This window comes from Pedobacter kyungheensis, from assembly GCF_000812965.1.
In the GTDB taxonomy this organism is placed as follows: Bacteria; Bacteroidota; Bacteroidia; order Sphingobacteriales; family Sphingobacteriaceae; genus Pedobacter; species Pedobacter kyungheensis.
In genome coordinates, this window is the sequence record NZ_JSYN01000003.1 from 83,458 (window position 1) to 102,866 (window position 19,409).

The window sequence follows — 19,409 nt, forward strand, 5'->3', positions numbered from 1 at the left end:
ATAATTAAATAAAGATTTCTAATAACAAAACTGCGGCATACAGCGCCGAAAGACCTATTAAACCGATATATCGGAAAGGTTGGAGCACAACTACTAAACTGCCTGTTGCCATTATAGCGACAACTACAGCTACACTGCCACTTGCCCAGCCCATACCTGATATGATTAATGCGCTGCCAATACTGAATAAAACTGCAGCAGCTAAACTGAACTGCCTCGGTTTGGCTACAATTGTTTTCACAAAAACAAGAGAACTGGCTTGCTTATACTGCTTTGAGGTTAGATACAAAATTTCAAAAGCAAGAAGCAACATTAAACAGGCTGTACTTATCATAATTCAGTTTGGTTTCCGGTGGATACTTTTAGATTGTTACCCTAAAAATCTGTGCAAAGATAGTGGCCAAAATTCAGTTTCACAATACTATTTAGAATTAATTTAAATAAAAAGAAGTAATAATTTGCTATGCTATTGCAAATCATACTGTTAGTTTGAGGTTAATTTTGGTATTTCGCCAACTTCCTTAACCGATTGCGAAAGCTAATTCTGTTTGAGTTAAAAACCTTTTCGCCAGTTATAGTTAATACGCTAACCAATCGGCACTAAAATATTGCTGGTGCTGTCAGAAGGCTTTATTGTCAGGCTGTTTGGTACAGATGATATTTAAGGATAGGAAATAACATTGCAGATTAACGTACTTGATTTCCTTAGAAAAAGAACATTTATGGTATTTTTATCGCTAAAACCCTAATTTGCCAGAAAAGGAAACCATGATTAAAAATCTACCCAAAACCCCCATCGAAAAAATTATTGCACCGGTTAGTCGTTTTATACACCTGGAGTATACCAGTGGTATTGTACTGCTGATCAGTGTGGTTGTTGCAATAATATGGGCGAACTCGGCTTTTGGCGAATCGTATCACCACTTGTGGGAAACGCATTTTAAGGTTGGTCTGGGACAACATGTGCTGGATAAGCCTTTACACATCTGGATTAATGATGGTTTGATGGCGCTTTTTTTCTTTGTTATCGGACTTGAACTCAAGCGTGAATTTATGGAGGGTGAACTCTCTACCTTTTCAAAGGCCATACTGCCAATGACAGCCGCATTGGGCGGTATGCTTGTTCCGGCGGGGATTTATGTATTGTTTAATTTGGGTAGTAATGCACAGCATGGGTGGGGCATTCCGATGGCTACAGATATTGCCTTTGCTTTAGCACTTCTTTCCATGGCAGGTAAGCATATCCCTGCTTCGATTAAGGTCTTTCTTTCGGCACTTGCCGTTGCCGATGATTTAGGTGCGGTACTGGTGATTGCTTTTTTTTATACCGGTTCTGTTAATTTTATTGCCCTGGGTATTGCAGGTTTGTTTTTGTTGCTACTCGTTATCGGAAATGCTATGGGGATACGCAACAGTGCGTTTTATTTAATTGTTGGTATAGTTGTTTGGATCGGTTTTCTGCTTTCGGGGGTACACGCTACCCTTGCCGGAGTATTGGTTGCATTCACCATTCCGGCGAGGACCAGGATCGATGAACATGTTTATTCCAATGCGCTCCGCCGTTTGAGTGATGATTTTGACAGGGAGATTCCAAATAACAGTTCGCTCACCACACCTGGCCAGCATCGAACCATCCGCCAGGTAAAAGATCTGAGCACCGCAGCAGAAACGCCGCTTCAAAAAATTGAGCATGCGCTTCATCCTTACGTTGCTTTTTTGATCATGCCCCTTTTTGCACTGGCCAATTCAGGGATTATGATCGGCTCCGATTTCTTTTCTGCCATAGTTAATCCAGTATCGACAGGTGTAATTGTTGGCCTCGTTGTGGGTAAGTTTACAGGGATCATGCTTTTCTGTTATATGATGGTAAAGCTGGGTTTTGCCCGTTTGCCGGAAGGTGCTACATGGAGGCAAATGACGGGTATTTCCTTGCTGGCCGGTATTGGTTTCACCATGTCGCTCTTTATCAGCGGACTTGCCTTTCCGGATCCTCATTTGGCAGATCAGGCTAAATATGGTATTCTGATTGCCTCAGTTACAGCCGGCTTACTGGGCACGCTGGTATTAAGATCGACAGTAAATAAAGGATAAAAATTAAAGCCGGGATGAATGATAGAAGTTAAAAAATCAGGTTTTAAGCGGTTTCTTTGTCCACAGGTTTAGCCTGGATAGTGGCCCGATAAAGTTTTATATGCTTGCAGTTTCATTTAAATATTGCCTGATGGGTATCCTGTTTTTAAGATTGGATATTATTGTCGATTATAAATAAGCTAAATTAACACAATCAAACAGGACTTTATGACAGCGGAGCAGATAGCACTTAAAAAACTGATAAAACAGCGGGATCTCTGAGCATGCGGTCTTACACCCATGTTTAATAAGGTATATCATCAATAAATGTACTAATTTCTACCTGAGTGTGTTAAGCGAGACGCCAACCACCTAAAAAGCATAACGGATTAGCAATTAAAACTTTTTATGTTATAAATGGTTAACATGATATGGAAAGTTTAGATTCATTCGAAAAATTGCTGATAGTAATGTTCCTTACAATTTTAATCATGGGCAGTATTGCAGGATTTGGACTTTACATGGTGCTTTAATCGGATCAAAAAGTTTATCCGTTTATGTTACAGCCCATTTGGTTTAAAATGCATAACAATTCAAGAACTAGCCAACTGCCCAGCCATCAAAAGGTTTTACCGTAGCACAATTAGGCCCTCCATCTTTACCAGTACCGGGAACTTGAGTACACAGTACAGATTTAGTGTCGCTCGTTAACTGATCAAGCATTTCCCAACTGATACCAGTTAATGGTATTTTCAAACGTCTGCTCCATGAGGTATTCGTTTGTCCTGCATAAGTGCCGATGCCTATATAAACAAATTTTCCATTTGCCGGTCCCTGAACATACGACCCTGAAAGGCGTGGGAATGCATCAACACCACGTGTTCCTTTCACCATTAAAGAAAAGCCAAAACGGATATCACCAGAAGACACATTTTGTTTCTGAACAGACACGTATGTATTGCCTGAACCTTTCTGCAAAGCGAAATCTACTCCTGGGGTGGGCTTTATTAAAGTAATCTTTAATGGTAACTCCATTTTTATGTATAAGCCAAATAATCTTTTAACTAAAATAACAATTTATAATAGTGTAAGGAATTTAAATATACACCTGGATAAATCTCTCTATGTCATTGTAGAGTGGAATCTAATGTGCTTTTTATTAAAATATTACCCGACATAATTTCACCAAATTTTGTGTAATATGTATTGGTTTGTATTTTTTTGTATCATTTTGTTAACTATTTTTCACATTAAACACATATCACAGATACGAATAGAAATTTTAGTAAAAAGAAATAAACGAGAAACAAAACAACAAAAACGAGCTACAAATAACGAAAACGAATATACATAAAAAAATCGCCAATTAACTTATAATTAGCGATTTAACTTATTGTTAGTTTTAGAAAATTGTGGTTATTTTGGCATCTATTTACCGATACAGAAAGTAGAACTACCTATAAATCAATAAATTAAAAAGAAAAGGATACAATTACGCAACAGCTATTTCATGACTATTCCAACCTAATACAATGATAAAAATTCCCTTTTAAAAAACCAAAATTTCTCGCTAAAACTTTATAAATTAACGGTTCTCAAATTGGTTTTGATCAGATCTCTGGGAGATGTTAATCCAATAATACTAAACCCACTTACTATCTGTTACGGATCTCTTTTTTGATATTTTCAAGGCTCTCTTAGAATTGGTAAAAATGAGCAGGGCCTTTGTTTTTTGCTTCTTTGACGTTAAGCCTACTAAAATAGCCGCATCTCCGCTCCCGCCTACGACGCTCCGTTTCATCAGCATAAATTATGATGCAAAAACATTTATTAAGCAGCAAACAATCAAGTTTTAATTAAATTAGCTTTTTATATTGTAACAGAGCAAAAATGCCGGAATATTCTTTTTTAAATCTATCACCTGCAGAATTTGAAGAACTAACTAGAGATCTTCTTCAACAAGAGCTTAAAATTCACCTTGAATCATTTAGCAATGGTAGAGATGGCGGGATCGACTTCAGGCACTGTTACCCAAAGTCGGGTGAGATGATAATCCAATGTAAGCGATTTAAGGATTATAAAAGCCTATATAGTAAGCTCAGAGACGAGCTGCCTAAGCTGGTAAAATTAAAACCCAGACGCTATGTACTCAGTACCTCGGCCTCACTGACGCCGAAAAATAAAAAAGAAATTTTTGATCTATTAAAGCCATTCCTAAAAACACCATCAGATATCTATGGTAAAGATGATCTTAACAATTTGTTGGGTAAATTTCCGCAGATAGAAAAGCAACATTTCAAATTATGGCTCTCAAGCGTGAATATCCTGGAGCGCATTTTACATAGCCGAATTTTCAATCAATCCAGCTTTGAAGAAGACCATGTTAAAGAAACTGTCAAATTGTATGTAAATAATAGTAGCCACACTACTGCTAAAGATCTGATTGACCACTTCAACTATGTCATCATTTCTGGCGCTCCTGGGATTGGGAAAACTACACTCGCGCGAATACTTTCATACGAGTATCTTGCGAATGGTTATGAAGAATTCGTTTTTCTTTCTGAGTCCATTGACGATGCATATGCTTTATTTCGAGAGGAGGCAAAACAGGTGTTTTTGTTTGACGACTTTTTAGGTAAAACTTTCCTGGACAAGAAATTAAAAAACAATGAGGACCAGCGTATAATCAGATTCATAGAAAAAATCAAAAAATCTGAAAACAAGATATTGATTATGACTACAAGAGAATATATCCTTGCTCAAGCTAAGTTGCGCTACGATATGTTTGAAAATGATGCGATAGATATTGCAAAATGTGTGATTGATCTTGCTCAGTATACCAAGGTAGTAAGAGCGAAGATTCTTTATAATCACCTCTTTTTTGCCAATGTTGGCGAGGATTACATTCAGGAAATGCTGAATGGTAAAAGCTATAATAAAATAATATCTCATCCTAATTACAGTCCAAGGATAATTCAGACCATTTTTACACCAAGTGTATTAAAAACTATACCTGTAAATAAGTTCATTGAAAGATTCCTTGCATTCCTGGACTACCCTGAGAGCATTTGGAAACATGTATATGAAAACCAGATTACAAATTTCTCCCAGATTATTTTGGCAAATCTGATGACCCTGGGTGCCCCGATTCATTTCAATAACTTAAAACATCAGACAAAAGTCTTCGCAGATAAACATGCTGTTAAATATGGTATTACCTATTCAGAAATCGATTATAATAAAGCAGTAAGGGAATTAGAGAATACTTTTATTAAGACCGAAAGGGATTCTATTGGTACACTGATAGTTAATTATTTGAATCCCTCGGTTCAAGATTTCCTAGTTAACTATTTTTACGAAATGCCGGATTATTTGACTGACATATTTGGTAGTGCTATTTTTATAAACCAATTCTTTGATCTTTTTACGCTTAGAGAAACATCTCCGCTTAATAAAAAGGGACGAAAATCACAGATTAAATTGACCGATAGCCAGATTGAAATTATTGTAGAAAATATCGTTAATAACTTTGACGCTCTAAAGTCTTCCAGACTCAAAAAAGCTACTTTCACAAATACGACAAATTTTCAATGGTATGCTGAGAAATGCACTGTTTACAGTAAAATATCTGAAATAATGGGATCTGGTTTGGTTACAAAAAAGCCGGTTTTGGAATCAATGATAGTTGAGAAATTTCAGGCAGCAATTATTCCACAGGCCTTCCATGGAGATGATCAAAATTACTATATCAGTATCTTTTTAAATTACCAAGATCAATTAGATTTCCAAGATACAACTCTTCTCAAGGCCTATTCCAATACCCTATCGAACCTTTATGATTTTAGTGAATTTTTGAGGTTGAAAGATTCTTTAGCGGGTAGCTTTGAAACTTTTGTATCAAAGGATGAAGAGTTTCTTGATTCAATTAAAGATATCGTTGAATTTGAAGCAGAAAATGCCGAAGACCATCACCTAGAGGAACTGATCGCTGAGATAAAAGGTGTTACCGACGAAACCGGGCTAAATTTTGATGACGTGGTGCAAAGATTAAATGAAAAATGGGAAGATAGCAAAGAAAATTACGAATCAGATTATGATGATGATTACGAGCGGTATGCAACCATAACAGATGTTTCAGAGAGTCAAACTGATATCTCTGATATGTTTGATAGCTTGAAATAAGATCATTTAGAACCTCGACTGGCTTCGGGAAACAGCTCAATATTTGATAATAGGCTAAACATTTCGTTAATGGCCCGGAAATATTTAATCGAATACATCCTTCATATTAACTTTTGCTTTAATTTTTGGACAGACCTTTACGAATTCTTCCAGATAAACTCCCTCAATCTTGGGTTTTAGAGAATCGTACCACAAATTTGAAATCTGGTAAACAGTTCCGTCATGCATAGGAATTAAAAACTTTGCCCTGTCTAGTTCATTTGCGACTCTCATTAGTGCGTTTTTATAGATCAAAGAAGCAGTGGCTTGAATTACATGACTTAACGCCCAGGTAACCTGTTCTTCACCTTTTATACGGAAATTCCCTAACGAGGTACCCACCCGAGAATTGTCCGCCATTTCTTTATCGATTTTCTCCTTAAATTCCTGAAGTTTTATAAATTTTTTAAAGTACAGTTGGGCTTTCAAGTCCAGAGTTGTATCTCCGTACATATAGCGGTAGAACACTACCTTTGCATCTGAACGTTTTTTCGGATCTCCGAAAACAAAGTTAGCCAGGTCTTCATAGATGTCGGTATTGTAAAGATCTATCAACTTTGGATCATCACTCAATGAGGCCAGTATCCCTGCTTCGAACTGCGAGTAATCTATATACAACAGTTTATGAAACCTTTCAGCCACAACAACTTTCCTGTTCGATTTCCTCAAATTCTGAAAAGAAGGTTCCCTCAAAATTATCCTGGAAGTGATAGTGCCAAAACCTAGATATTTTGGATAAGCGCAGGATCCTCCCCCCCAATGAGACTGCATAAAAAGAAGGCTATCGAAGTCTTTTTGGTTCCTGATCATGTCGTACATCAAGCTACAAATTTCGTCGTTATTTCTCCAGGCTTTAAAAGTAAATAGTGCGGACTTTACCAGGCGGTATCCTTTGCTCTTTAAATATTCGGATTGCCAACGCTCGTTCTCGGGATTGAAAATTCGGTATTTGAGCTGCAAAATATTCTTTATTCTATAGATTTCTTTTTCTAAATCAGCACAAAGGTTTCCAGCCAAATTCAAATTTATAGGTACGCCACGTAGTTGGCGTCTATAAATTACATTGTTGATTTGGGCTTCCAAGTCGTTGAAACGGTTTATTTCTTCAGGTTTTTGATTAAGCATATATAAATACAATATGCCCATGCCTCCCAAAAATTCTCGGATTGTGGATAAACTAAGTTTAAAGTCAGGGTCCAATATGTTGTGATATTTCAATGCCTCTAACATTGTCCATTTTTTATATTCCCGCAGATCTTTCCCTTCTTGAGTCATTTGCTTATCAAACCCCTCTAGGTCGACAATTTCTGGCCATTTCCTGAACTGCTTAAATGTTTTTAAATGCCGTATTAGTTCCGAGCTCTGAAAGGTTAGTATCAGATCATCACTTCCAAACTTATGGTTTTCGTAGTAATCATCGGTGGTATCTATATTTCTCGAATACCACTTGTTTTCTATGTAAAGTACTGCTAGTCTAATCATTTAAAGCGAATATAGTTGTTCACTGGTTTCTCCGTTTGCATTATCAAATTCATCGAATCCCCTGACAAAAACAAGATCTCGATCTTTCTTTTTGTGGCTGAATTCATGTGATTTAGCAAGACTAGGATCGGTTTTACCAAGCACGATCTCAGGTCTAAATGAACGTAATGCAACGAGTGCTATTCGGTTCTGAAAGTAACCATGGGTAAATCCCTCTTCGTATTTCCGCAAGATTACCCGACGATACTCCATATCGACCGAACACATGTATATCACCATTGCAGCAATTACTGCTTTGTTGGTATCATCATTCTTTTCAATACATCTTACAGCGTAAGTTTTCAGTTTAGGGATATTAATTTTATGCTTTGCCAGAAGCATCCATATCTGATATACCTGGAAAGCATAAGTGTTATATTTCTCATCCAAAACGATTGGCAAAAGATGTCTGAGTATGTGTTCTTCGACGATCTCTGTCGGCATGAGACTCAAAACTTTACATAGTTCCGTGGTAATCCACGGCCTGTCGACAAGCTCGGCACAGGCCTTCTCAATTGCACTTATTACAATATTATTGAAGCTACTTTCTTCCAACCCCCTATAGGCTAACATCGCGATTGTGTTCAACGCGAAATTCATCTTTTTTGCTGCGTCGTCTCGTTGATCGCTGTGTACGTGAAGGTTGTTAGTTAAAAGTTCTATTGAGGAATGAAATGCTTCATTCTTGTATTGTGCATTATTTGACCTACGATATTTTGCTATTTTAGCTGCCGTGAGATCGAACGCTCCTTTGAAATCACCCCTGCGCTTTTCACCAGGTTGTAAGACTACCTTACCAGGCTTATCATTGAAGGTAAAGATTTCCGTCTTTTGTGAGTTAACCGATAGGTAACATCTCCTCAGTTCGAATTCAAAGGTCTGCAATATCTTTCTCGCCTCATACTTATCTTTGCAGAATATTTTGATATCGTCCATAAAGCGATAGTATTCTGGAGCGTGATGCTGCATAAAAATGTCTACCTGATTGAGATAAAATGAGGCCAACAATGCAGAAGCATCACTATTTTGTGGTAAGCCAACTTTTTTGTCTGTTACCTTACTCAAAATCATTTTGAGCATCTCTGCCGCCTTTAGCTCATTGTCTGTCTCACAAATACGAAGTATCTTACTGTGCAAGAGGTCCTTGCTAATGTTATCAAAAAAATTCAATAAGTCGATTTCAATGACACAGTTATAAAGGTATTTTTCATCCTGATCTTTTTGTTCGGCTACTTCGTGTAAATGGTATTGGAGCTTTCTCCATTGTTCGACACCATTTAAGATCAGGTTACCTGGATCATAAAAATTGTACCTTGCGGAAAACACGTTCGCAATCTGCGCATTGTCAAGTTTTGGTGCAAGTGTGCCGACGCAAGCCATATACATAATCCGGTCTATAAACGGTGATATCAATGCCAACCTTAATGTAAATTTCTTTTTGGGAACATAAAATGTTTCCGCTTGACTAGCCTGATATTCTTTGTTGTTAAAATATTCTTCAAACTGCGCAAAAAGATAATCCTGATTCAACAAATCGATGTACTTAAGCGGATCATGAAACCAGTCATCACCAATATCAGTACTTAACCGTTTGCGGGCAAGCTCCAGATCAACGCAGGTGTCATTGATAAATGCCTGATGGATGTCAACCACCTCGGATTTTATTTCCCTCTTGAAATGCGAGGATTCCGTGGTCAGTTCAACAAGTCCTGAATCTTTCAACCTCACATTGATCTCAGCGAAGGAAATATCGACCAAGTCGACTGTCGCATTCTGAAATTCCGTGTTTGGATATCTAGTGATCACACCAAATAGCGTGCTTCTTGACTGAGAAAAAAGCCCTGCACCAGATAATCCTTTTAACCATGAATATTCTACCGGACCATGCAGCCTGTACCTTTTTGCTAAACTGTCGTTTCGCTGAAAGTCGAACCTTTGGAGTTCGTCTTCGTTAGCAGCAAAAATACCCCAGGCAAAAAAATCTACGTCAGAGTCTCGCAATTCATCAGAAACCAGTATTTGCCGAAAAGTAACCTTTGGATTTTTATTTACTTTGAGAATCACAAGATCTTGGTCAAAAAGCAACAACTTTTCCTTGATCTGCTTATTTTTAATCCATTCCAGCCGTTGGAAACCTTTCTTATCGCTATACAGAACCTCTATGTGGCCTAACTTCGCTTCACTGTAAGGTGTTTTGCTATCTTCCTGAAAAATGTGTTTTGCTGTGAGAACGTAATTATAGCTTTCCAGATTGGAAGTAAGGTATAGAATTCCAGATCCACAAACTTTTACTCCGGCAACGACTGTACAGATCTTGATCCCGCAACCTCGTAAATTGTCAAGTACCGTAGCCATATATCTCGTTATTTTGCTTCAACTTAATTTTATACTTGCGCAACTCATCTGACTTAATATTCAATTTCTCTATTGGTTCGGCATAATTAAATAGAAACTGTATCTCTTCTTTCTGTTGAGGTATAAACTTTGCTACCTTAAGAATCGCCCGTTTATTTGGAAGAAAGTGCTTTTTGCTATTGGTACTTATTATAAATTTCGAGCAATCCATTTTTGATAGCATCGCCTCTGAAAGGCTCCGATAACTGCCATGGTGAGGTAGCTTAACGTAGTCGAAGTAAACCGGATTTCCTGGATTTTCTTCCTGAAGTTTTGAAAGTATTTTGTCCATACGTTCAGGAACACAATCTCCAGTCAGCAAAACTTTCTTTCCTGGTGTCTCGGCCAGTATAACGATACTCGTTTTATTCGACGCCGAATCATCTTGGCTTTCGTCATCTAAGTACTTATCTAGGGCTGCCATCGAAGAATCCCAGTCGCACCTGTAATCACTGGTTAGATATGCGCCTTCAGCCGAGCTGTATGTTTCTAAAACTTCTTTAACTGGTGATAAAAATCTAAGGGTCATTTCCCCAAATGTGCATGCTGGAGTTTCAGCTGTGGCAATGTCCCACTTTGCCGTGTAACCGACCAAAAGGTTTTCCAAATCCCGAGCCTGCCTGTAGGATAGCATATTTTGGTCTGTTGAAGGAATAAGGCCTTTGATCTTTTTAGGTGAATTCAATAGAATTTCTTTTATAAACTCATGCCCAAAATCACCATCAATTGCGGCGCGCACCAGTGCTATGATACCTGAAATATGATCATCATCATGATGGGTAACGATTACTAAATCTAACTTCTGGCCTGCATTGAAGATTTTGGTGACCTCATCACGTATATAAGTGAAGTCATTTCCACCGTCAATGAGAATATTATATGTTCCATCCTGAATAAGAATTGAATCACCAGAGCCTGCTTTCAGGTATTTTATGTTCATACTAAGCGATAATTTTTGCCAATATACAAATTTAATTATCTCAATTCCGGCATTGCGCTAAACCTAAATCTCATCTTAATCCGGGAATCCTGGATAACAGTTTACAAGTCTGTTTTGGTGAATATATTGATGCTTTCTGGTCGGCTCTTTTCTGTCAGGTCTCTTGGTATTTGTCAAAAGCATATGCATTGGTCTTCAGATCATTATTTCTTCTCTCAGCAATTCCTTTTATTTTTTTGAGGCAAGGATTTACCCTTCAAAAATAATAGCTGGTTGATAAAATTGAAGTATTGGCACTATCTGGAAGAGCTGAATCCGCTATCTAGTTCCCACTGAAGTCGGCAATAACATAACGAAAAACATAACGGGATGCTTAAAATAATTGAATCCATGCAGGCCTAAAAAAGCCAAAATTCTTCGGACTAAATTCTATCCTTCCCCATTCTTCTTTTCTTCTCCTGATATTGCTCTTCAAGCGCATTCTGTTTGACATCCGTCCAGAGGTCCGTCATCCGATCATCACTGAGCACCTGATTAGCAGCCAATATCGCAAGGTTATACATCAGGTCCAGCATCAACATCGCTTCTTTCAGACTTATCTTTTCCCCATATTTTTTCAGGATCCTTACTGCCCTTTTCGGAGTTATATTTCTTCTTTCAGGATGTATTTTAATCATGGTTAAAATATTAAGTTATCAATTTTGAACATAGTACAGTCCCCTCTATATTAACTAAAACTAATCAGCAACATAATTCATCATAATCCTCTTTTTTTCGCCGATAATTCCTGCGCTAACTTATTGAGGTCTTCTCCATTCGAATAGCCTTTAAGCTGCCCGGTAAGATAGCCCAAGGTACATTCAAGTCCGGACATCAAACGCCAATTGGTCAAAAGCAAACTCCCACTAATCAGCTGTTTTATCTTTTTTATACTCTGATCAGCATCACGGTTGCCGCTGTCCTGCACGGAAAATCCCATCGTCAAAAATCTGCCGGTCTTTGGTTTTTCAAACTGCAACTTGACAAAACCACTCTTCTCCAGTTCCCCAGTCAGCCGCTGTTCCAATGCAGCCACATTAAGCATCTCAGGCCTCACCACACGTTCTTCTCCCAAATCCCCCTCTTTCCAGCCCGGCATTTCCGCATCCGCCATCAGCTTGATATTCACCAATGCCTGAAGATCCTCGGTAAATGACCGCCGTCCAATAAAATCTATACAATACTTCTGTCTTTCAGCGTCCTCAATCGGCAGGACTTTCCTTTTCCCTATAACTAGCTCCCTTTTATCAACCTTACCACAGGCTAAACAGGTATCAGTAAAGATTATTTTATTTCTGCTCTTTTTCTTTTTGGAAGACACCCTACCCTTACAATGACCGCACCTGCTCTCTGGCAATACATATTCCCTCCTATTTGCATAAACAGCTCTTCTGGGTGCATGATGCGCCGGACAGGCAAAAAAGAAAACAAGGTCATAAGATTCATCGATAAAATCCGACAGCTCTACAAACATCTCTTCCCCACATGTGCCGCACCTGATGTTTTCAGGCACCTTTGCCCTTTTCACCATCCCATCCTTTCTCTCATCAGCAGCCATCCTATTCTTCACCTCCATTTCCCTCGACCTTGCCCACTCTACCCCGGCATCTATAAACCGTCTGTTGAGCGCAACATATTTTGCCACCAAGTCTTTCTCATCCTCCTCCACTGCCTTCACATACAATTTTCTGGCCCCGATCAAAGCCTGCTCTTTTTCCTTCAGATCCGCTATCGTCCGCCTGTCATACTCATCATAATAATATTCATCGGCTCTGCGATGGTTCTCCATAAACGCTTTAGGAAATTGATTTAGCTACAATATACAGCATTACAGGTCTCCTGCATCCAAATGACGATAATTGTATAGTTTTTAAAAATGGTAAAATGCAACTTATGCAAACAGGATCTTTTAAAACATTTTCATCAAACCCAATTCATTTCCGCTTTAAATATCCATAACAATCCAGGCTACCTTATTATTCCAAACTATCGCTCATGGAAGGAAATATCTTCGACCAGGACTTCTCTGACTGGCTCAGCACCAGAGCCATCATCGCTGGAAATATGGGAGAATTACATTCACAGCTTGACGAACTCAAATCCATTGTTAGATGCAATAGTGACCATTGGCTGCATCCGCTCCAACATACTTTGCGCATTAAAATAATCAGGTCCAAGGTCTGGCAGAATCGTAAGGTAATCCTGAAGAAATTTGTTACCCGGGCTTTTTGCCTGAATGATCTCTATTGCATTTTGGTGTAAGGTAAAATAAGGATCAAAATATCTTTCCAATGATGGAAGCTTATTACTTTTCGAACTATTAAACGAAGGACATGCGGGTATCAGGTTCCAGATCAGGTCGTGTGATACGAATGCATATGGCAGAAAATGCTCTACCGCATAATTTCCTACCCCAAGTTTTTTACCTGTATAGATACAATCTACAGCTCCCATTTCCCCTATCACAATATCCCAGAATTTTTTTCGCTGCGCTAAAAGACTTTTTCTCCTGGGCGATTTGATCAGTTTTCCAGGGATATCCGGAACACTGGGATTTCTAGCCTGTAAATATATACTCAAATGCCAATAGCAAAATGACTTTAATATACCGGCATGCTGCTGAAGATAGTCTTTCCACAAAGGGTTTACAATTATATAATCCTGATGCAGCGCATATAAACAGTTATTGGTGAAACACTGCGATTTCAGATAAGCTGTTTTCAAGTTATTGGCATTGAACCATGGGCTCAAAAATCGATGGGGGACTTCAGCATTGAAATACCTCAGTTCTTTAATAGTCTGCTTATTCTCGCTGGCACAAAGCTTTTGAAAAATATACGCTCTACCAGCATCAATGCTAAGATCTTCCAGTTCCTTGATCTTCGCAGAAGCCTGCTGCAGCTTATCCTGTCTCCCAAAGGACACCTTAAAGTAATTAATTGTAAACCAGCTCTGTGCGACCATGTCTGCAAAAAGAGCATTTTTTGACAGCTCAGTTTCTCCATTTTCGGCGCGGCTTAATATTGACAGAAACCAGTAAAATTTATAACTGGCCGAGGTATTGTTGAAACACGCAGCGAGTAGATTCACCGGCAAATGTTCTGTATAGGGTAGCTTCATATAAATAGTGATATCGGGAATAAATAATTAAGATTGTATTATACCGGTCAGGAAAATAAAGTATTTATAATTCTTCTTTATCACTTATCATACACGTGGCTTCCTTCTTCTGTTCTTATTCACCAATGATTTCATCTCAAGTTCTTCCAGCGTTTGAAAGTCCACTGTGACATTCAGGTATTCTTTATTTTTATAGATTTTACCGTCTACGATAAGGTCATGAATATCTGCGTTCCTTATCCAATATTCCTTCAGATCGTTGCCTTGCAGCCAAACCTGTAAAGAATCCTTTCCCTCTTTTTCCTCTTCTTGTACAAGAAAAGACGAATATCTAAAACAAAATACCGGCTCAGCAATAATGCAGTATTTAATCATCTTCACTATCCGGGCAACGACAAGATTTTCATCGGAATGATCAATTTCTTGATACGGAATATTTATTACCAGAATCTTGGGATCTTTTTTTAATGTCACGCTGATTGCCTCAAGTCCATTATCTGTGCAGGCCGCAGTGAACAACTTTGCAATTTTGTCGATCTTTTCCTCCTCGCTTAATGCCCCATCAACCCATATTTTTTCATGATACTGATCACACCTCGCCCGCCATAACTCAAAAGCTTCTCTATCCGCAAGATGATTGGCAAAATGCGAAGCGATTTTCTTATCTGCTACAATCATATTGCCTATATCCAGCCCGAAGACATTTCTGGCCACATCGATCGCGGTGGTAAAGTTGATCATAGCTTGTATTTCAGCCAGTAACTCATGGTTGCTGATTTTCGCTGTTGCCGAAACAAATGGGTTTGAGGAACGCTTGATGTTACGAAAAACGATGTGACCTTCAGCGTAACTTATTCCATGGGTACCAGCATGCGACACAGCATTTCTAATAATGGAAAAATACCCCTCAAACAGCTTGGAATTTTTCATTCTGGACTGAATAAACTCCAGTTTATTGTGTTCGGACCCGCTCAAATTGGCCTGGTTGATGGATGTAAATATCCCTTCTATAAACTGTAGACAGCCCACGATAATCGACAAATAGGGATCATACATATCCGAAACCGTGCTCCGATATAGATTGACCAACCTAATTTGAAAATTTCTGTCAGGAGCAGCCTTTTTTAATTCTTCAAACTGCTGATAAATATAATGCCGGTGATCGCCAGTAAGTTTGATCAGCGCTGCTCCTTCCAAAAAAACTTCTCTTACAAAACGACCAGGATCTTTCCCGAATGCATTATGGAACAGTTCCACTACTTCATTTACAAGTCCGGCTCCCAGTTCCATATCAGAAAAGTTTTCTTCGGCATTTATTTCGACTTCTCTGAGCAGCGGAGTATATTCTTCTATATTTTCACGCGAAATCCTGATAAGAGCTGTTAAATCCATTCTCAAAAATAATGCATTTTCCCGCTTTCATTCAAAGGAACTTGCGGGTATCTCTGATATTTTTTTCAGGCAACAGATATTCACTTCCGTCTGCATGAAAAGCACTCAGATATAACTTTTCGGCAGTTGTCAGCTGCGCTCCCTTTCCCCTAAGTTCCTTTCGTTTGTCTATCGTATTGATCTAAAGTATTCATCAGGCCTATGGTATTTCCCTCAATCGCGGATTCTTATCTGTAGAATTTTTCTGAATACCTAAGATCGTTTCCCCTTAGTTCCAACTGTCCGATCAGCATGAAAATCATGTTAATCACTACATATAATCTGTAACTCTATACCAACAGTTTCCTGCAAAAAGCTATGGGATGCTGCAAGTACTATCTTTTGGTCTGGGGAAATATTGGCCTTAGAAATTCCAGGCTGGACAATAATTATTTCTAGCTTAATTTCTTTGAACCTACTTACCTGACTAACCCTATTTACCAAATTTGCATTACCGGTCAAAAACCTACTCTGTCTTATCGCAGAAGCTAACCTGGTTTCCCGTCCCAATATATGCGTACATAGATCCTTAAATTTCCACTTCCATTTAGTTGACCGTATGGCCTGCGAACAGACCTCAACAACATCATTCACGCGCTCACCAGGTTCCTTCCCTTTAGTGAACTTGCAATGGACCAGCGCCAGCCTTATAAAATCTGCCTCTTCACGGAGGCAGACCAAATCAGCTGATTCACCTGCAGCATCGTCATCAAACACGATCTCATATCCTGCAGCGATGTAAGCCTGCGAAACTCTCCACTGAATGGAGTCATTTCTGATATTTCCTTCTTTCCATAACGACTCTTTCGATATATCGACCCCTCTCCAATCCCAAGGCTCAAAAATTTGCTCCGGCAGCTCAAATTCACGGGGATTCTGAGGTTTGATCAAGAGGTTTCCATCAAGTTCAGAAAGATCAATATAACGGATCAACGGCGGATAGTTCGAAAAATATTCGGATAGGAAAAGATCCTTCCTTCCCATCTTTATCTTAAGCTTGTCCCCACCTTGTTCGCCAACCAAAAAACCATCTTTCCCACCTACAGTCAACACAAATGTTGCCCAAACAGATTCCTGATTATAACTTAAAGTGAACACAATTTCATTAACAGATTTCCGCATTGCTGCAACATCTATATCGATCAATGATAAGGTAAAATCTTTACCATGGCTATCATAAATATTGACTCTTTCCTGCGATTTTCTCAACAGTTCCATCGGCCAGTCAATCGAAAGTGTCCTTATTGCCGGTAAAATTTCGACTTCCTCCGGTATTAATACATTATCTATAATTTTACTTGGATCTATACTCTCATCCAGCAGCTTATCCCCTACGTTTTCACACCATTGGATCAATTCTGGAATACTGCCAGGATCCCTTGCCCATACCCTACCTTTCGCAGAGCACCCAATAGTGACAGGAGCTCCATTCTCCCAACCGGTACCACTCAGGTTGGACTTGCTTGATCCGGTTTTCTCAGTCAGTGCCAAAGCCTGAACAACATCCCCTCCCACGTACATGGCAAAACGAAGATTCCTCCGCCCATTTTTTTTCACGCCGATATTCTGAAAGATCAACCGATTTATCCTGCCCAAGGTCCGAAATATCTGTTCCTCCCTAATCTGTCTTGTCGCACCAACCGCCGAAACCATCTTATCGTAGAAATTCGTTTTCTCCGTTGAAGAAAAATATATTAGTTTGCGTTCCTGATCATAATGGATAACAAACAAGTGCCACTCTGTATCCCTAATCGTTTTAGACCGGGTCCATTTTAATGGAAAATCTACCCTGGTCACGAAATATATCGTCTTGGATTCATCATTCAACCAGACGCGTTGTACCGACATATTATCGGGTACCCCTTCATGAAATCTTTTTGGTTCGAATTTTTCACATTCGTAAATCATGGTATTGAAGGTTGGCTTCAACAAATGATGAGATATTTCTTGGGCATCCACACCATCCTGTCCTCCTTCCAACTGCTTAGATTCATTTAGAAACTTCATCAGTTCAGCATGGGAACGTGCCGCCTGAGAGCTCATTTCACTCAGCAAAATATTCCAATCAGCATCCTCACTGTACAATCTTTCCAGGGCAAGCGATACTTCAGCCCGTGCTATATTTGCAACTATACTGGCCTCTCCTATCTTACTTGCCGAAGTCCTGGTAAACCTACCGGTGAACTGTAAAAGAATAGCCAAACTTTTATGGATATCGTGAACCGCAGCAATTTTCAACTGCGGAAGATCAAATCCCTCTCCCAACATATTCACGCAAACCACAATCCTGCTTTCCCTTGAAAAGATCTTTCTCAATGATGCCTCGCTCCCCTTTTCAACAGAGTGTACCAGCACTGGGTTTAATTCCGGAGCAAGCTGCCTGTAAATCTCAACCACTTTTCCCGCGCGTGTTGTATCGGCACATCTTGCCATTAAAATATGATCTAATTCTGCAGTCAGATCCTGTTTCAGGATTTGGACCGCTTCATTTGCAATATCAGAATCTGATAAGAGATCATCAATCTGATGAACAGGATAGAAATTTATCTTCTTAAAATACCCATCTACCTGGGCCTGTTGTAGCGCATATTCATATAAGACCTTACCATCAACAAGCTTTCCATCACGCCTGTAAGGTGTTGCGGTAAACTGCAGCACTTTCTTTTCCTGAAAAAACTCCTTAAAGGCTGTCCAGGTGGGAGCTGCGATATGGTGGGCCTCATCGATAATGAGCGCATCAACTTTAGAAGCAATTTTCTTGGATGACGGAAAATGAATATCTTCATTCAAAGCCCCCATGCTGGCAATTATTACATTGCACTTATCAAAGATGGTCAGATCTTCATCGCTTTTAGGTATCGAAGTAACCACTCCGACAATTGGGTTTAAGCTATCAAAACCAATATTCCCAAGCTTGCGGAGCAGTCCCAGGGTCAAAAACTTTTCAAATGTCTGTGCTCGGAGCGCCCTGGAGGGTACAACAACCAGTATTTTTCCAGGATTGTAAGCTACCATTGTAGCCAGCATGGTCTCTGTTTTTCCAGTTCCGGTCGGCATGACCAAAGTCCCAGCGCTATGATATAAGCTCCAGTGGCTGCCGATAGCATGAAGGGCCCCAAGCTGTGGTGGACGGAATCCAAAATCTGTTATCTCCCCGCTGCTGTTCTTTTTCTCCGCCTTAAATGAAAAAATATCATGCCAGGTTGCAGCGATCTCACCAGCTATTTTCTCTAAACCAATTTGGACAACCCTGGAACGAAATTCATTGATCAACACATGCTGATCCCAAAAAAGCTTGCCCTCGCTATCAAATGACAGTACCCCTGATACCTCTTCTGGCATAGCAATTTTCTTCCGCTGACTGACTAGTATTTTAATGCCGTCCCGGAGAACAATAGCATTTTCACTTATCCTTGGCGAAATCGGAATTTGTTCAATGGCAATGATTTCCCCATACCGTTCATTTTTGATAATATGGTTTATTTTTCCGATGTTCTGTTTAAAAGCACCGGATTCGATTCTAGGCAGCCTGATTCCGGTACCAGTTTTGAAATTCTTAACAAGTTCTAAAAATTGAGTAGCGGTCATAAAAGATTAATTTCACCCAAAATACAGAATTATTCATCAGTCCGCTCCAAATGTCAGAAATTGCATGCTATTTTTTTTCCTGACC

The 19,409-nt window shown here is 39.2% G+C and carries 12 protein-coding genes; 2 read left to right on the forward strand and 10 right to left on the reverse strand.

The genetic code is table 11. The features are described from left to right. Window positions 1–4: 4 nt before the first annotated feature. Complete coding sequence (locus tag OC25_RS03555; RefSeq protein ID WP_156131388.1) at window positions 5–334, reverse strand: hypothetical protein; 330 nt, start codon at window positions 332–334, stop codon at window positions 5–7. 434 nt (window positions 335–768) lie between these two features. On the opposite strand from OC25_RS03555, the gene nhaA reads away from it, so the two are divergent. Next, on the forward strand, window positions 769–2,091 hold the full coding sequence (gene nhaA / locus OC25_RS03560) for a Na+/H+ antiporter NhaA (RefSeq protein WP_082018501.1): 1,323 nt from the start codon (window positions 769–771) through the stop codon (window positions 2,089–2,091). 579 nt (window positions 2,092–2,670) lie between these two features. Here the strand turns inward: nhaA and OC25_RS03565 are convergent. After that, on the reverse strand, window positions 2,671–3,105 hold the full coding sequence (locus tag OC25_RS03565; RefSeq protein WP_039471848.1) for a DUF5990 family protein: 435 nt from the start codon (window positions 3,103–3,105) through the stop codon (window positions 2,671–2,673). Window positions 3,106–3,960: 855 nt separating this feature from the next. On the opposite strand from OC25_RS03565, the gene OC25_RS03570 reads away from it, so the two are divergent. Further along, complete coding sequence (locus tag OC25_RS03570; protein WP_039471850.1) at window positions 3,961–6,252, forward strand: nSTAND3 domain-containing NTPase; 2,292 nt, start codon at window positions 3,961–3,963, stop codon at window positions 6,250–6,252. Between the two features lie 84 nt (window positions 6,253–6,336). On the opposite strand, the gene OC25_RS03575 is transcribed toward OC25_RS03570, so the two are convergent. From OC25_RS03575 to OC25_RS03610, 8 genes are all read right to left on the reverse strand, one after another. Further along, entirely contained in the window at window positions 6,337–7,773 is a 1,437-nt protein-coding gene (locus tag OC25_RS03575) for a DNA polymerase (RefSeq protein WP_039471852.1), read from the reverse strand. Then, window positions 7,774–10,167, reverse strand: a complete 2,394-nt coding sequence (locus OC25_RS03580; protein ID WP_039471854.1) for an RNA-directed DNA polymerase — start codon at window positions 10,165–10,167, stop codon at window positions 7,774–7,776. Further along, entirely contained in the window at window positions 10,151–11,146 is a 996-nt protein-coding gene (locus OC25_RS03585) for a ComEC/Rec2 family competence protein (RefSeq protein WP_039471856.1), read from the reverse strand. Before OC25_RS03585 ends, OC25_RS03580 begins: the two co-directional genes overlap by 17 nt. Before the next feature lie 422 nt (window positions 11,147–11,568). Next, a complete protein-coding gene (locus OC25_RS03590; RefSeq protein WP_039471858.1) occupies window positions 11,569–11,823 on the reverse strand; it encodes a hypothetical protein in 255 nt (84 codons plus the stop codon). Window positions 11,824–11,903: 80 nt separating this feature from the next. Then, on the reverse strand, window positions 11,904–12,974 hold the full coding sequence (locus tag OC25_RS03595; protein ID WP_039471860.1) for a hypothetical protein: 1,071 nt from the start codon (window positions 12,972–12,974) through the stop codon (window positions 11,904–11,906). A 290-nt stretch (window positions 12,975–13,264) separates the two neighbouring features. Then, complete coding sequence (locus OC25_RS03600; RefSeq protein ID WP_039471863.1) at window positions 13,265–14,305, reverse strand: HNH endonuclease domain-containing protein; 1,041 nt, start codon at window positions 14,303–14,305, stop codon at window positions 13,265–13,267. An 87-nt stretch (window positions 14,306–14,392) separates the two neighbouring features. Then, window positions 14,393–15,697 (reverse strand): hypothetical protein, encoded by a 1,305-nt coding sequence (locus OC25_RS03605; protein ID WP_039471865.1) that lies wholly within the window; start codon window positions 15,695–15,697, stop codon window positions 14,393–14,395. Between the two features lie 303 nt (window positions 15,698–16,000). Then, window positions 16,001–19,324 carry a DEAD/DEAH box helicase gene (locus OC25_RS03610; RefSeq protein ID WP_052265932.1) on the reverse strand — a complete coding sequence of 1,108 codons (3,324 nt, stop codon included), beginning with the start codon at window positions 19,322–19,324 and terminating at the stop codon, window positions 16,001–16,003. Window positions 19,325–19,409 lie beyond the last annotated feature (85 nt).

Bases quoted from the DNA above. Each gene is read 5' to 3' on its own strand.
- OC25_RS03610 (WP_052265932.1), bottom strand. From the start codon at position 19,324: ATGACCGCTACTCAATTTTTAGAACTTGTTAAGAATTTCAAAACTGGT.
- OC25_RS03570 (WP_039471850.1), top strand. From the start codon at position 3,961: ATGCCGGAATATTCTTTTTTAAATCTATCACCTGCAGAATTTGAAGAA.
- nhaA (WP_082018501.1), top strand. From the start codon at position 769: ATGATTAAAAATCTACCCAAAACCCCCATCGAAAAAATTATTGCACCG.
- OC25_RS03575 (WP_039471852.1), bottom strand. From the start codon at position 7,773: ATGATTAGACTAGCAGTACTTTACATAGAAAACAAGTGGTATTCGAGA.
- OC25_RS03585 (WP_039471856.1), bottom strand. From the start codon at position 11,146: ATGAACATAAAATACCTGAAAGCAGGCTCTGGTGATTCAATTCTTATT.
- OC25_RS03605 (WP_039471865.1), bottom strand. From the start codon at position 15,697: ATGGATTTAACAGCTCTTATCAGGATTTCGCGTGAAAATATAGAAGAA.
- OC25_RS03580 (WP_039471854.1), bottom strand. From the start codon at position 10,167: ATGGCTACGGTACTTGACAATTTACGAGGTTGCGGGATCAAGATCTGT.
- OC25_RS03600 (WP_039471863.1), bottom strand. From the start codon at position 14,305: ATGAAGCTACCCTATACAGAACATTTGCCGGTGAATCTACTCGCTGCG.
- OC25_RS03590 (WP_039471858.1), bottom strand. From the start codon at position 11,823: ATGATTAAAATACATCCTGAAAGAAGAAATATAACTCCGAAAAGGGCA.
- OC25_RS03595 (WP_039471860.1), bottom strand. From the start codon at position 12,974: ATGGAGAACCATCGCAGAGCCGATGAATATTATTATGATGAGTATGAC.
- OC25_RS03555 (WP_156131388.1), bottom strand. From the start codon at position 334: ATGATAAGTACAGCCTGTTTAATGTTGCTTCTTGCTTTTGAAATTTTG.
- OC25_RS03565 (WP_039471848.1), bottom strand. From the start codon at position 3,105: ATGGAGTTACCATTAAAGATTACTTTAATAAAGCCCACCCCAGGAGTA.